11 protein-coding genes are annotated in these 14497 nt (G+C 66.9%); 10 read left to right on the top strand and 1 reads right to left on the bottom strand.

Going from position 1 to position 14497, the window contains the following annotated elements:
- Positions 1-10: 10 nt before the first annotated feature.
- The 10 genes from wecB to GEV02_RS02305 are packed head-to-tail and all read left to right on the top strand — an operon-like array spanning position 11 to position 13317.
- Entirely contained in the window at positions 11-1129 is a 1119-nt protein-coding gene (wecB, locus tag GEV02_RS02350; RefSeq protein WP_152836320.1) for a non-hydrolyzing UDP-N-acetylglucosamine 2-epimerase, read from the top strand.
- Positions 1129-1962 carry an XrtA system polysaccharide deacetylase gene (locus GEV02_RS02345; protein ID WP_152836319.1) on the top strand — a complete coding sequence of 278 codons (834 nt, stop codon included), beginning with the start codon at positions 1129-1131 and terminating at the stop codon, positions 1960-1962. Before wecB ends, GEV02_RS02345 begins: the two co-directional genes overlap by 1 nt.
- Positions 1959-2990: a FemAB family XrtA/PEP-CTERM system-associated protein gene (locus tag GEV02_RS02340; protein WP_328595694.1), complete on the top strand. Its 1032-nt coding sequence runs from the start codon at positions 1959-1961 to the stop codon at positions 2988-2990. The genes GEV02_RS02345 and GEV02_RS02340 overlap by 4 nt, the downstream gene beginning before the upstream one ends.
- A gap of 4 nt (positions 2991-2994) precedes the next feature.
- On the top strand, positions 2995-4215 hold the full coding sequence (locus GEV02_RS02335; protein WP_152836318.1) for a TIGR03087 family PEP-CTERM/XrtA system glycosyltransferase: 1221 nt from the start codon (positions 2995-2997) through the stop codon (positions 4213-4215).
- Complete coding sequence (xrtA, locus tag GEV02_RS02330; RefSeq protein WP_328595693.1) at positions 4212-5786, top strand: exosortase A; 1575 nt, start codon at positions 4212-4214, stop codon at positions 5784-5786. The genes GEV02_RS02335 and xrtA overlap by 4 nt, the downstream gene beginning before the upstream one ends.
- Complete coding sequence (locus GEV02_RS02325; protein ID WP_152836317.1) at positions 5770-6942, top strand: TIGR03088 family PEP-CTERM/XrtA system glycosyltransferase; 1173 nt, start codon at positions 5770-5772, stop codon at positions 6940-6942. Before xrtA ends, GEV02_RS02325 begins: the two co-directional genes overlap by 17 nt.
- A 10-nt stretch (positions 6943-6952) precedes the next feature.
- Entirely contained in the window at positions 6953-8878 is a 1926-nt protein-coding gene (locus tag GEV02_RS02320) for an XrtA/PEP-CTERM system amidotransferase (protein WP_152836316.1), read from the top strand.
- A 2-nt stretch (positions 8879-8880) separates the two neighbouring features.
- Positions 8881-10089, top strand: coding sequence for a TIGR04063 family PEP-CTERM/XrtA system glycosyltransferase (locus tag GEV02_RS02315; RefSeq protein WP_152836315.1), 1209 nt, complete (start codon positions 8881-8883; stop codon positions 10087-10089).
- A complete protein-coding gene (locus GEV02_RS02310; RefSeq protein WP_152836314.1) occupies positions 10086-12557 on the top strand; it encodes a glycosyltransferase in 2472 nt (823 codons plus the stop codon). Before GEV02_RS02315 ends, GEV02_RS02310 begins: the two co-directional genes overlap by 4 nt.
- A gap of 13 nt (positions 12558-12570) precedes the next feature.
- Positions 12571-13317: a class I SAM-dependent methyltransferase gene (locus GEV02_RS02305; RefSeq protein ID WP_152836313.1), complete on the top strand. Its 747-nt coding sequence runs from the start codon at positions 12571-12573 to the stop codon at positions 13315-13317.
- Here the strand turns inward: GEV02_RS02305 and GEV02_RS02300 are convergent.
- Entirely contained in the window at positions 13314-14495 is a 1182-nt protein-coding gene (locus tag GEV02_RS02300; RefSeq protein WP_152836312.1) for a hypothetical protein, read from the bottom strand. The two genes, GEV02_RS02305 and GEV02_RS02300, sit on opposite strands and share 4 nt — an antisense overlap.
- Positions 14496-14497 lie beyond the last annotated feature (2 nt).

Here is a 14497-nt window from a genome sequence, read left to right as displayed (position 1 = left end):
GGAGTCATCCATGTCACGCATCGTTTGCGTCGCCGCCGCCCGGTCCAGCCTGATGAAGATGGCGCCCGTCCTGCGCGCACTGACGCGCGCTCTTCCAGACCTGGAAACCGTCCTGGTGCACTGCGACGACTACATGGATGGCCAATTCTTCACCTCGCTGGAAATGCGGTTGCCGGACTTCCACCTGCAAGTCGATCGCGGCAACCACGCCTTGCAGACCGCGCAGGCCATGCAAGGCTTCGAGCCGGTATTGGAACAGACTGCGCCAGCCGCCGTGCTGGTGGTTGGCGATGACACCTCGTCCCTGGCCTGCGCGCTGACAGCCGCCAAGCAACAGACACCGCTGTTCCACCTCGATGCCGGCCTGCGCAGCCATGACCGCGCGATGCCGGAAGAAATCAACCGCCTGCTCATCGACCAGCTGTCGACGCTGCTGTTCACGAGCGAGGCCAGCGCCACGAGCAATTTGCTGCGCGAAGGCATATCGCAGGCGCGCATCCACTTTGTCGGCAACGTCATGGTCGACACGCTGCAGCACGAACTGCCTCACGCCCCGTCGCCCAAAGACGTGCTGAGGCAGGCACATCTGGCCGGCTTCGTCGACCACAGCGGCAGCTACGCGCTGCTGACGCTGCATCGCCCGTCGAACATCGACGATCCGCGCCGCCTGCGCACGCTGATCGAAACCACCGTCAAGCTCAGCGACGAGGTGCCCATTCTTTTTCCGCTGCATCCGCGCACCCGCGCGATGCTGCAGCAGCACGAACTCGGCGCCCTGCTGGACACACCACGCGTCGCCTGCCTGCCGCCGCAGTCCTATCGCAACATGCTGGGGCTGATGAAGCACGCGCGCGTCGTGCTGACCGACTCCGACGGCGTGCAAGCGGAGACCACCGCGCTCGCCATCCCCTGCCTCACCTTGCGCGAGAACACCGAACGCCCCGTCACCGTCACCGAAGGCAGCAACGCCATTGCCGGGCGTGACCCGTCGGTCATCCTCGCGCTCAGCCGCGACATCCTGCGTTACGGCGGCAAGGCCGGCCGCATGCCGCCGCTGTGGGATGGCCACGCCGCCGAACGCATCGCCGACCACATCGGCCTGTGGCTGGCCGGGCAGGACGACCGCTGATGCGCAACGCCCTGTCCATCGATGTCGAGGACTACTTCCAGGTGTCCGCCTTCGCCGGCCATATCCGGCGCGCCGACTGGGCCACGCTGCCCTGCCGCGTCGAACCCAACATCGAGCGCATACTCGGTCTGCTGGCGCAGCGGCAAACCCGCGCCACCTTCTTCACGCTGGGCTGGATCGCCGAACGCTATCCCGCGCTGGTGCGCCGCATAGCCGACGCCGGCCATGAAATCGCCAGCCACGGCTACGCCCACCTGCGCGCCAGCGAGCAATCACCCGAGCAATTTCTGGAGGACATCAGCCGCAGCAAGCACCTGTTGGAACAGCTGACCGGACAAGCCGTGCTCGGCTATCGCGCACCCAGCTTCTCCATCGGCGCCGCCAATCTGTGGGCCTTGGACAGCCTGCTGACGGCGGGCTACCGCTACAGCTCCAGCATCTATCCGATCCGCCACGACCACTATGGCATGCCGGACGGCGCGCGCTTCGCCTGGCGGCCACGCGGCGCCAACGGCATACTGGAACTGCCGGTCAGCACCGTACGCCTGCTCGGACGCAACTGGCCGGCCGGTGGCGGCGGCTACTTCCGCCTGCTGCCCTACGCGGCCTCGCGCTGGGCCTTGCGACGCATCAACTCGGCCGATCGCCAGGCTGGCATATTCTATTTTCATCCGTGGGAACTCGATCCCGGTCAACCCCGGCAGCGCGGCATCGCGCTCAAGACCAGGTTTCGGCACTACCTCAACCTGCACAGGATGGAAGCTCGCATCGCCCGCCTGCTGCACGATTTTTCGTGGGACCGGATCGACCGCATCTTTCTGGGGAGTGCATGATGCAATGGAGCGTCGCACAGCTGGAAACGCATGACCACGCACGCTGGGATGCTTTCGTTCAACGCTGCCCCAGCGCCACCTTCTTTCACCGCGCCGGCTGGCAGCAGGTGATCGAGAACGTCTTGGGCCATCCCACCTGGTACCTGTACGCGGAATCGGCCGGCCAGATCCAGGCCGTTCTGCCCTTGGCCCAGGTCAACAGCCGCCTGTTCGGCAACACCTTGTGCTCGCTGCCGTTCTGCGTCTACGGTGGCATCGCCGCATTGGAGGATGGCGCGGCGGCCGAACTCGACCTGGCCGCCCAGCAACTCGCCCACCGCCTGCGGGTCGATCACCTGGAATACCGGCATCGGCAATCCATCCACGCGGACTGGTTGCACAAAGACTTGTACGCGACCTTCCGCAAACCGCTGCACGCCGACCACGACCAGAACCTGCTCGCCATACCGCGCAAGCAGCGCGCCATGGTCCGCAAAGGCATGGCTGCCGGGCTCGACAGCGTGATCGACAACGAAGCCGACCGCTTCTACGACAACTACGCCGCCAGCGTGCATCGACTTGGCACGCCGGTTTTCAGCCGCCGCTACTTCCGCGCGCTGCAGCAAGCCTTCGGCGACGACTGCGAAATCCTCAGCGTGCAGCAAAACGGCAAGGCCATCTGCTCGGTCATGAGTTTTCACTTCCGCGATGAAATCCTGCCCTACTACGGCGGTGGCGGCGACGCCGCCCGCGCGCTTGCCGGCAACGACTTCATGTACTGGGAAGTGATGCGCCGCGCCGTCGAGCGCGGCCGCCGGCTGTTCGACTTCGGCCGCAGCAAATACGGCACCGGCGCGTTCGCATTCAAGAAGAATTGGGGCTTCGCGCCGCAACCCTTGCATTACGACTATCAACTACACCGCGGCAAAAAGCTGGCCGACGTGCAGCCGCTGAACCCGCGCCTGCAACTGCTGATACGGGCCTGGCGCCTGCTGCCGCTGCCGGTGGCGAACGCGCTCGGGCCGCACATCGTGCGCCAGCTGGGGTAGCGCCATGCGCGACTTGCTGTATCTGACCCACCGTATCCCATTCCCGCCCAACAAGGGCGACAAGATACGCGCCTATCACGTGCTGCGCTACCTGCAGCGCCACTTCCGCGTCCACCTGGGCAGCTTCATCGACGACGCCGCCGACCAGGTCCACGCCGCGCACCTGGCGGCCGATTGCGCCAGCAGCTGTTTCGTCCGCCTGCACCCGCGCGTGGCCCGGCTTGCGAGTCTGCCGGCGTTGTGGCGTGGCGAAGCGCTCAGCATCGCCTACTATCGCCATCCGGCGCTGCGCGACTGGGTTGGCGGCACGCTGAGCCGGCATCGCATCGACATCGCCATGGCCTTCTCCGGCCCCATGGCGCAATACCTGCCCGCCCGCACGCCGCGCGGCCCGCTGCATCGCGTGCTGGACCTGGTCGATGTGGATTCGGAAAAATGGCAGAACTACGCCGACCAGCGCCGCTGGCCGCTGGCCGCGCTGTACCGGCGCGAGGGCCGCAGCCTGCTGGAATTCGAACGCGCCGCCGCCCGGGCCTTCGACCAGGTGCTGCTGGTCTCCCGCGCCGAGGCCGCCTTGTTCCGGCTGCGCGCGCCCGAATCGGCCCACAAGACCGGCTACTTCAATAACGGCGTCGACAGCAGCTATTTCTCCCCGCAACCCGCTTGTCCCGATCCCTACGGCCAAGCCCGCGTGCTGGTGTTCACCGGCGCCATGGACTACCCGCCGAACGTGGAAGCGGTGATCTGGATGGCCGAACGCGTCATGCCGGTATTGCTGCAGGAATTTCCCGATCTTCAATTCCACATCGTCGGCTCCCGGCCCGGTCCTGCCGTACAAGCGCTGGCGCGGCAACCGGGCATCCACGTCAGCGGCACCGTACCCGACATCCGGCCCTACCTGCATCATGCGGCGCTGGCCGTCGCCCCGTTGCAGATCGCGCGCGGCATCCAAAACAAAGTGCTGGAGGCGATGGCGATGGGCAAAACGGTGATCGCAACGCCGCAAGCGCTGGAAGGCATTTCCGCCGTGCCGGGACGGGACTTGATCAGCGCCACCGGTGCGGCCGAATTCATCCATCACATCGGCAAGCAGTTGCGCAATCCCGACGGTCTCGGCGCCGAAGCCCGCCAACGCGTGCTGAACGACTACCAGTGGGGCAAAAACCTGCAACGCCTGGGAGTCGTACTGGGCGTGAGCGAATCCCAAGCGGAGCCTGCGCCGTGACTGCCGCCCTGTCGCCCGCAACGGCGCCGGCGCCGATTCCGCCGGCGCATCCGGCACACCACTGGGCGCACGCCTGCCTGTTGCTCGCGCTCAGCGGCCTGGTCGCTACCCACTGGGCCACAACCGCCGCCATGGCTGACCTGTGGTGGCATTCCCAAACCTTCGCCCACGGCCTGCTGGTGGCGCCGGTCTGCGTCTGGCTGGTGTGGCGGCAGCGTGCCGGACTCAGCGCTTGCCCGCGCCATCCCGCGCCGCTCATGCTGTTGCCCCTTGCCATGCTGGGCGCGCTCTGGCTACTCGCGACGGTGGCCAACGTGCCGGTATTGCAGCAATACTGCCTGGTCTTCATGGTCGCCGCGACGGTCGTGCTGGTGCAAGGCCCGCGCTACGCCCGCGCCATCGCGTTTCCGCTCACCTACCTGCTGCTTGCCGTGCCCTTCGGCGAAGTCTTCATTCCACCGCTGATCGAATTCACCTCGGCCTTCACGGTGGGCGCGCTGCAGCTGACAGGCATACCCGTCTTCCAGGAAAACAACCTGCTGATTCTGCCGAGCGGCAACTGGTCCGTCGTTGAAGCGTGCAGCGGCTTGCGCTATCTGATCGCATCGGTCGCGCTCGGCACACTGTATGCCCACCTGAGCTATCGTAGCCGCCTGCGGCAGGTAGCCTTCATCGGCGTCGCACTGGTGCTGCCCATCATCGCCAACGGCCTGCGCGCCTTCCTGATCGTCCTGATCGGCCACTGCAGCAACATGACGCTGGCCGTCGGCATCGACCATCTGATTTATGGCTGGCTGTTCTTCGGCCTGGTCTCGGCGCTGATGTTCTGGGTCGGCGCCCGCTGGCGCGACGACATCGCGCGCCAGCCGCCACACAAAAGCGCGCCCGTGGCGCCTCAAGCGCCTGCAAGCCGGCCGTCCACCCTGGCCTGGGCGGCACTGGCCGGCATGGCCGTGACGGCGATATGGCCGCCGCTCGCCTATCTTGCGCTGCGCGCGCCGCCGACGGAGCAAGAAAAGAAAGTGCAGCTGTCGCTGGCGCCACCGCCCGCGCCATGGCGAGCCAGCGAGTTGACCGCCGGCGATTGGCATATCCCTCACGCGGGCCAGCCGCAACGGTGGAGCGCCAACTACAGCGACGGCGTCCATCAAGTCGCGCTGCAACTGACCTGGTACCGCCACCAATCGAAGGGCAATGAAATGCTGGCGCAGGTGTGGAGCGCCCAACCGCCCGCAAGCCCGCATTGGAAAGAACTCGCCGACACCACCCGTCAGATCGACCTCATTCACCGCCACGTCAGCGTACGGCAAACCATCGTGCAGGCCGGTGAAATCAAATTGCTGGTGTGGCGCTGGTACCGCACAGCCGGCCACGACACGGCCAGCCCGCTGCTGGTCAAGCTGCTGCTGGCCCGCAGCAAGTTGCTGGGCACGGCCGACGACGGCGCCGAGATCGCTCTCGTCGCCCGCTACGACGAACAACCGGCGCAGGCCGCCATTCTCATGCAACGCCTGCTATCGGACATGCTGCCCGCCGTCGATCAAGGACTCGCCCATGTTACCGGACACTGAGATGGCCGCCGCGCCGCTGATCGTGCACCTGATCCACCGCCTGGACGTGGGCGGTCTCGAAAACGGCCTGATTAACCTGATCAACCATCTGCCGCCGGGCCGCTACCGCCACGCCATCGTCTGCCTGCGCGACTACACCGACTACCATCTGCGCATCGAGCGGCCCGGCGTGGAAATCATCAGCATCAACAAGCGCGACGGCAAGGACTGGGGCCACTATCTGCGCCTGTTCCAGACGCTCAAGCGCCTGCAGCCGCTGCTGATCCACACCCGCAACCTGTCCGGCATCGAAGGCCAGCTGCTGGCCGCCTGCGCCGGCGTGCGCCTGCGCGTGCACGGCGAACACGGCCGCGACATCGACGACCTGCACGGCCTGAGCCTCAAATACCGCTGCCTGCGCAAATTGCTGCGCCCGCTGATCGGCCACTTCATCGCCGTCAGCAAAGACCTGGAAGCCTGGCTGATCGGCACCATCGGCGCGCGGCCGCATCGCGTCACCCACATCGGCAACGGCGTCGACAGCCTGCAATTCCATCCCCGGCTCGGGCCGCCCGCCGCCATCGGCCCCGCCGGCTTCCTGTGCGAGGACGCCTACGTCATCGGCAGCGTCGGCCGCATGGCCGAGGTCAAGGATCATCTGTCGCTGGTGCAAGCCTTCGTGCTATTGATCGCCGAGCACGCCTTGCCGCGCGACCGCCTGCGCCTGCTCATCGCCGGCGACGGCCCCTGCCGGCAAGCCTGCCTGGACCTGCTGCGCCAGGCAGGCTTGGAAGAGTTGGCCTGGCTGCCCGGCACCCGCGACGACATCCCGCAACTGATGCGGGCGATGGACGTGTTCGTCCTGCCCTCGCTGACCGAAGGCATGTCCAACACCATTCTGGAGGCGATGGCCACCGGACTGCCGGTGGTGGCCACGGCCGTCGGCGGCAACCCCGACCTGGTGCACAGCGGCTGGACCGGCACGCTGGTGCCCGCCCGCTCGCCGGCCATGCTGGCCGACGCCATCAACGACTACTACCGTTTGCCCGCGCTGGCGGCCAGCCACGGCCAGCGCGGCCGCCGCCGCGTGCTGGCCGAGTACAGCCTGATCGCCATGGCCGACGCCTACCTGGCCGTCTACGACGCCCTCGCCGCCCCACCGCAACGCGACCGATGAAAGGACAGCCATGTGCGCCATCGCCGGGATCTACGACCTTCACCAGCACGCTGACATCGACGCCGGCGCGCTGCGCGCCATGACCGACATCCAGTTCCATCGCGGCCCCGACCAGGGCGGCGTCCACCTGGAACCGGGCGTCGCGCTCGGCCACCGGCGCCTGTCCATCATCGACCTGAGCGGCGGCCAGCAACCCTTGTTCAACGAAGACCACAGCGTGGCCGTGGTCTACAACGGCGAGATCTACAACTACCGCGAACTGATGCGCGAGCTGCAGCACTACGGCCACACCTTCCGCACCCAGTGCGACACCGAGGTCATCGTCCACGCCTGGGAGCAATGGGGCGAGCGCTGCGTCGACCGCTTCCGCGGCATGTTCGCCTTCGCGCTGTGGGACCGCCGGCAACAAAGCCTGTTCCTCGCGCGCGACCGGCTCGGCGTCAAGCCCCTGCACTACGCCGTGCTCGCCGACGGCCAATTCCTGTTCGCCTCCGAACTCAAGGCGCTGCTGACGCACGGCGGCCTGCGGCGCGAGCTCGACCCGTTGGCGGTCGAAGAATATTTTTCCTACGGCTACATCCCCGAGCCGCGCACCATCTTCCGCCAGATCCGCAAGCTGGAGCCCGGCCACACGCTGTTGCTGCGCAAAGGCCAACCTCTGGCGCAGCCCCGCCGCTACTGGGACATCCCCTTCGCCACGCAGACACAGTACACCGAGGCCCAGGCCACAGATGAATTGCTGGAACGCCTGCGCGAAGCCGTCCGCATCCGGCTGGTGGCCGAGGTGCCGCTGGGGGCTTTCCTGTCCGGCGGCGTCGATTCCAGCGCCGTGGTGGCGATGATGGCGCAGGAATCGACGAAGTCGGTCAACACCTGCTCGATTGCCTTCGGCGACCCGCAATTCGACGAGACCTCCTATGCGCAGCTGGTGTCCGACCGCTACGCCACACGCCATCATATGCAGGCCGTGGAGCAGCACGACATCGACCTGGTCGACCGCCTGGCCGGCCTGTACGACGAACCCTACGCCGACAGCTCCGCGCTGCCGACTTACCGCGTCTGCCAGCTGGCGCGGCAGCGCGTGACGGTGGCGCTGTCCGGCGATGGCGGCGATGAAAACCTGGCCGGCTACCGGCGCTACCGCTGGCACCTGCACGAGGAACGCTGGCGCACCATGCTGCCGCTGGGCCTGCGCAAGCCGCTGTTTGGCACGCTGGGCCGGCTGTACCCGAAAGCCGACTGGGCGCCACGCCCGCTGCGCGCCAAAACCACCTTCGAAGCGCTGGCCCGCGACACCGTATCGGCCTATTTCCACAGTGTCAGCATCATGGGCGACACCCTGCGCAAGGCCTTGTTCAGCGACCGGCTCAAGCGCGACCTGGACGGCTACCACGCGGCCGAAGTGCTGCGCCGCCACGCGCGCAACTGTCCCGCCGAGCATGCCTTGTCGCGCGTCCAGTACCTGGACTTGAAAACCTATCTGCCTGGCGACATCCTCACCAAGGTCGACCGGGCCAGCATGGCGCATGGCCTGGAGGTGCGCGTACCGTTGCTCGATCACACGCTGGTGGAGTGGCTGTCCGGCCTGCCGCCGGAACTGAAGCTGCGCGGCAGCACCGGCAAATACCTGTTCAAGCGCGGCCTGGAGCGGCATCTGCCGAAGGAACTGCTGTACCGGAACAAAATGGGCTTCTCGGTACCGCTGGCGACCTGGTTTCGCGGACCGCTGCACGCCCACCTGGAACGCAGCCTCGCCAGCCCCGTGCTGGCCGACTGCGGCCTGTTCGATCTCGACCAGGTCCGGCAACTGCTGACTCAGCACCTGTCCGGCCGCTCCGATCACAGCGCCCCGCTCTGGTCTTTGCTGATGTTCGAATCGTTCCTGCGACAGCTGCCCGCCGCCGCGCCGCACGACCTGGCCCGGAAGGCGGCGTGACCATGCGCGTGCTCCACATTCTCGACCATTCGCTGCCACTGCACAGCGGATACACCTTCCGCACGCTGGCGATCCTGCGCCAGCAGCGCGCGCTGGGCTGGCACACCACCCACCTGACCAGCGCCAAACAGGGTGGCACCCAGGCCGAGCAGGAAATCGACGGCTGGCATTTCTACCGCACACCGCCGCTGCGCAACTGGTGGTCGCGCCTGCCGCTGCTGCGCCAGTGGAGCGTGGCGGCGGGATTGCACCGGCGTCTGCTGCAGATAGTGCCGAGGATACGTCCCCACATCCTGCACGCACACTCGCCCGCGCTGACCGCCCTGGCCGCGCTGCGCGCCGGGCGCGCACTGGGCATCCCCGTCGTCTACGAAATCCGCGCCTTCTGGGAAGACGCCGCCGCCGACCATGGCACCAGCCGCGCCGGCGGCATCCGCTACCGGCTCACGCGCGCGCTGGAAAACTACGTGCTGCACCGCGCCGACGCCGTCACCACCATCTGCGAAGGCCTGCGCAGCGACCTCGTTGCCAGGGGCATACCCGCCGCAAAAATCACGGTGATACCGAACGCGGTCGAAAGCAGCCGCCTGCCGTCGGCGCCACCCGCCCCGCGCACCTTGGTGCCCGGCCTGGGCCTGGGCGACGGCCCAGTACTCGGCTTCATCGGCTCGTTCTACGCCTACGAAGGGCTGGCCCTGCTGATCGCCGCACTGCCACGGCTGTTGGACGATGCGCCGCGCCTGCAGTTGCTGCTGGTCGGCGGCGGGCCGCAGGAAGCCGAGCTGCGGGCGCTGGTCGACACGCTGGACCTGCGCGCCACCGTCAAATTCGCCGGCCGCGTGCCGCACGAGCGCATCGCCGACTACTACCAGCTCACCGACATCCTGGTCTACCCGCGCCTGCCAATGCGGTTGACCGAGCTGGTCACGCCGCTCAAACCGCTCGAAGCGATGGCCCAGGGCAGGCTGGTGCTGGCCTCGGATGTCGGCGGCCACCGCGAGCTCATCGAACACGGCAAGACCGGCATGCTGTTCAAGGCCGGCGACCCGCAATCGCTGGCGATTCAACTGCTGCAGTTGCTACGCCATGCGGAAACCTGGCCCGCGCTGCGCAGGCAGGCCCGCGCCTACGTCGAGAACGAGCGCAACTGGCCCGCCAGCGTCGCGCGCTACGGCCCCATCTACCAGCGCCTGTGCGCGCAGTCCCCATGAGTACACCGCACAAACCCGACGCCGATGCCAGTCCGGCCGGCATCGCCGGTCTGCGGATAGCGCTGGTCGGCCCGCTGCCGCCTCCCGCCGGCGGCATGGCCAACCAGACCGCACAGCTGGCCGGCCTGCTGCGCGACACAGGCGCCGAGGTCGCTCTCGTGCAGGTCAACCCACCGTGGTGGCCGGCCTGGAGCGCTTCCGTGCGCGGACTGCGCGCCGCGCTGCGCCTCCCGCCCTACCTGTGGCGCTTATGGCGTGCTGCCGACCGGGCGCAAGTGTTCCACGTGATGGCCAACTCCGGCTGGTCGTGGCATCTGTACGCGGCGCCGGCCATCTGGATCGCCCGCCTGCGCGGCAGAGGCGTCTTGCTCAACTATCGCGGCGGCGAAGCCGAATCCTTTCTGGCCCGCCGCGCCGCACTGGTACGCTTCAGCATGCGGCGCGCGCACGCGGTCGTCGTGCCGTCCTCCTTTCTGGCCGAAGTCTTCGCCCGCCACGGCGTCACCGCCCACATCGTCCCCAACATCGTCGACCTGACGCGATTCAGGCCGTCGGACTGTGCCGCGCCGCATGCGTCCATCCTGATCGCCCGCCACCTTGAACCGCTTTACGACCATGCAACGGCCTTGCGCGCCTTTGCCATCGTCCGCCGCAGTCTGCCACACGCCCACCTGACCATCTGCGGCGAAGGCCCCGAACTGGAACGCCTGCAGCAATTGGCGCAGACACTGGCCGTCAACGACGCCGTCCACTTCGCGGGCAAGCTCGACAATGCAGCCATGGCCGGACAGTACCGTCTCTGCGACCTCGCGCTCAACCCCAGCCTGGCCGACAACCAGCCGATTTCCATCCTGGAGGCGTGGGCCAGCGGCGTGCCGGTCGTCAGCACCAACGTCGGCGGCGTTCCGCATCTGGTGCGCGACCAGGTCAACGCCGTGCTCGTCGCGCCGCAAGACCCGGCGGCGATGGCGCAGGCCATGCTGTCCGTGCTCCAGCATCCCTCCCGCGCTTGGTCGCTGGCCAGCGCAGGCAGGCAAGCGTCCCGCCGCTACACCTGGTCCCACGTCGCTCCGTTGCTGATGGCGCAATACCGGCGCGTATTGAAACGCCCGCCCGCGTTGGGCTACACGGCGCTGGTCTCCACACTGCTGTTTCCCCTGCATGAAATGCTCAAGCGGCACCGCAGCGTCATGCTGCGGCGGCGCATGGAGCAAAGCCAATGGTGGTCGTCCCAGCAACTGGAAGCGCAGCAACTGCAGCGCCTGCGCGCTCTGCTGCTGCACGCGTCCGAACACGTGCCGTACTTCCGCCAGCTGTATGCCCGCCTCAACTTCGACGCCACCCGCGTGCACGATCTGCGCGACCTGCGCTGCCTGCCCGTGTTGAACAAGGCAGAGATCAACCGTTATCGCGACGACTTGGTCGCCGAAAACGCCGGCCCGCTGCAACGCTTCAACACCGGCGGCTCCAGCGGCGAACCGTTGATTTTCTTCCAGGGCAAGGAACGCGTCAGCCACGATGTTGCCGCCAAGTGGCGGGCCACGCGCTGGTGGGGTGTCGATATCGGCGACCGTGAAGCGCTGATGTGGGGCTCGCCCATCGAGCTGAACGCGCAGGACCGGTGGCGCATGCGGCGCGACCGTCTGCTGCGCAGCCTGCTCCTGCCAGCCTTCGACCTGTCAACCGCCCGTCTGGACGACTACCTGGGCCGGCTGCAACGCCTGCGGCCCGCCATGTTGTTCGGCTACCCATCGGCCATGTGCCTGCTCGCCAGCCATGCACACAGCCGAGGGATCGCACTCGACGGCCTGGGCGTCAAAGTGGTGTTCGTCACCGCAGAACGCCTGTACGACGAACAGCGCGCGCTACTGGAGCGCGCCTTCGCCGCACCGGTTGCCAACGGCTACGGCGGACGGGACGCGGGCTTCCTCGCCCACGAATGCCCGGAAGGCGGCCTGCACATCACTGCCGAAGACGTCATCATCGAAATCCTTGATCCCCAGGGCATGCCTGTGGCAGCGGGCGACAGCGGCTCCATCGTCGTCACGCACCTGGCCAGCCGCGACTTCCCCTTCATCCGCTACGCCACCGGCGACGTGGGAGCGCTCGACACCCGCCCCTGCCCCTGCGGACGCGGTCTGCCGCTGCTGAAGCGGGTCGAAGGCCGTGTCACCGATTTTGTCGTCGCCCGCGACGGCACCGTCATGCACGGCCTGGCGCTGATCTACGTGCTGCGCGACCTGCCCGAAGTGCGCGCCTTCAAGATCATCCAGGAAAGCCTGGACACCACCCGCGTGCTGCTGGTCAGCGTGAGCGGACTGCCATCGGCACTGCGGCTGAGCATCATCAGCCAGTTCCGCGCCAGGCTGGGAACGTCTGTAGAAATACTGATCGAAGAGGTGGCGGACATACCGGCGGAAGCGTCGGGCAAGCACCGCTACGTCATCAGCAAAGTTGCGACCCACTGACACCGGAGACCTCATGCCCATCCTTGCCTACACCGGACTGACCTTGCTGCTGGCGATCTCGTTCTACATATTGCACAAACTACGGCACGTGCACATCCTGCTGTACGACGTACGCGATCAGACCCACCACGACCAGGCCGGCCTGTTCCGGCAGCTGGAAGCCTTGCAGGGCCTCTACATCGAACTCGACCTCAAACACAGCCTGCCGCCGACACGCGGCTGGGCCGCCTCGCCCGACTTTCTGCTGGAAGTGGCCCGCCATGCACGCACCCTGAAGCAGGCGACCGTTCTGGAATGCAGCAGCGGCATCTCCACCCTGGTGCTGGCCCGCTGCATGCAATTGAACGGCGGAGGCAAAGTCTACAGCCTGGAGCACGACGTGCACTTCGCCGCCCAGACCCGCGCCCAACTGCGCCGCCACGGCTTGCAGGATTTCGCTACCGTGATCGACGCACCGCTGACGCCTTACGATTTCGACGGCCAGTCCTGGCCCTGGTACGACCTGGCGCAGCTGCCGGAGTTGCCGAGCTTCGACCTGCTGGTGATCGACGGGCCGCCGCAGGCCACGCGTGCGCAGGCGCGCTACCCGGCCGGCCCGCTGCTGTTCCCGCGCCTGACCGCCGGCGCCACCGTCTACCTCGATGACGCCTCGCGTCCGGACGAGCAGGCTATCCTGCGGCGCTGGCGACAGGAATTTCCAGCACTGGCGCAATCCTCTCCCGGCTGTGAAAAAGGCTGCGCCTTGCTGCGCGTGGGCTAGGGGTTGGGCTCGCGAGCCGTCTCCGCCACAGTACGCGCAATGCGGGTTTCCTCGGGATGCGCGCCATGATAGCGGTCACGCGCCGCGCGCATCTTCGCCAGATGATCGGCCACGTTGTCGCTCCGCAGTTCGACGCCGAAATCCTCCGGCTGACCACCGCGCTCGAATATCCGCGCCAGGATCATGGCGCCGACATTGATGCGATAATGCGACGTTTCCCAGTAATACCGCATATCGGACTGCTTGCTGACCTGGGGAACGGCCTCCGTCGTCACACTATTAAAACCGGAAAAGTCATGGATGCGTAGATCGCAGCCCGTCGAACGATGCCGTTGTCCCAGGTCCGCCAGACCGGTTTGCCAGGCTTCCATCGACGGCCATTTCCCAGCCCAGTACAAGCCGTCGACCGTCATCGCGTGGGTCGGGTTGATGTACAAGCGAATGACGGTTCCAGCCTTGCATAGTTCGGCCACGCTGCGGTCCAACGCTGCCGTCGCCTCGGCGGACGGACCGGCGCCACGGATGAATTCGCGGACTCTGGGTAAAATGGCCGCGCCGGTTCCACCGCGGCTATCGATGCGCTCGCGCACACATGCACCGTCGCGCTGCCCGTAAAGCGCCAGGCTGGAATGGCAAGCGCCACCGAAGGTGCCACGCAGCAAACGAATCGAATCAGCCATCATGTCGAAACTCAACGCCCGCCTGGCGTTGAGCAATCCGCGCCGCCACAAATACAGCGGGCCGTCCGCGACCAGCTCGCGGTCGAAGTCCGTGTTGCCTATCTCCATGGAAAACGACGGCGCATCGATGCCCCACACCACGGTTTTCAACTGCCCGACCTGGGCCGCGTGGCGCACCATGGCGATCGCGTCCCCCAGCGACGCGCCCGACAGCGCGCCGTTGAACACATCCTGACCGGCAAAGGCTATCGTGCGCGTCGGCAAACCCAACTCGGTGCGGGAATTGCCGACGTACAGCACGGTGGGCTTGAACCTGGCCAACGCGTACGTTTTGCCCCAGGCGCTCAATTTCTCCTGTCCCGGTTGCAGCCTTTGGACTTGTGGTGTCTGCCACTGGTGGATCAGATACGGGTCGACCAGATAGTTCAACGTCGTCACCATGCCGATCACCAGCGCACTGCTGCCACAAAAGACGGTAACGTAGTTGCGCGGGTCCATGA

The organism is Rugamonas aquatica (genome assembly GCF_009380215.1).
Taxonomy (GTDB): Bacteria; Pseudomonadota; Gammaproteobacteria; order Burkholderiales; family Burkholderiaceae_D; genus Rugamonas; species Rugamonas aquatica_B.
The sequence above is the reverse complement of the archived record's forward strand: the minus strand, read 5'-3'. Positions and strand labels throughout refer to the sequence as shown.

Coding starts and splice junctions, on each gene's coding strand:
- wecB (WP_152836320.1), top strand. CDS start 11: ATGTCACGCATCGTTTGCGTCGCCGCCGCCCGGTCCAGCCTGATGAAG.
- GEV02_RS02345 (WP_152836319.1), top strand. CDS start 1,129: ATGCGCAACGCCCTGTCCATCGATGTCGAGGACTACTTCCAGGTGTCC.
- GEV02_RS02340 (WP_328595694.1), top strand. CDS start 1,959: ATGATGCAATGGAGCGTCGCACAGCTGGAAACGCATGACCACGCACGC.
- GEV02_RS02335 (WP_152836318.1), top strand. CDS start 2,995: ATGCGCGACTTGCTGTATCTGACCCACCGTATCCCATTCCCGCCCAAC.
- GEV02_RS02325 (WP_152836317.1), top strand. CDS start 5,770: ATGTTACCGGACACTGAGATGGCCGCCGCGCCGCTGATCGTGCACCTG.
- GEV02_RS02320 (WP_152836316.1), top strand. CDS start 6,953: ATGTGCGCCATCGCCGGGATCTACGACCTTCACCAGCACGCTGACATC.
- GEV02_RS02315 (WP_152836315.1), top strand. CDS start 8,881: ATGCGCGTGCTCCACATTCTCGACCATTCGCTGCCACTGCACAGCGGA.
- GEV02_RS02310 (WP_152836314.1), top strand. CDS start 10,086: ATGAGTACACCGCACAAACCCGACGCCGATGCCAGTCCGGCCGGCATC.
- GEV02_RS02305 (WP_152836313.1), top strand. CDS start 12,571: ATGCCCATCCTTGCCTACACCGGACTGACCTTGCTGCTGGCGATCTCG.
- GEV02_RS02300 (WP_152836312.1), bottom strand. CDS start 14,495: ATGGACCCGCGCAACTACGTTACCGTCTTTTGTGGCAGCAGTGCGCTG.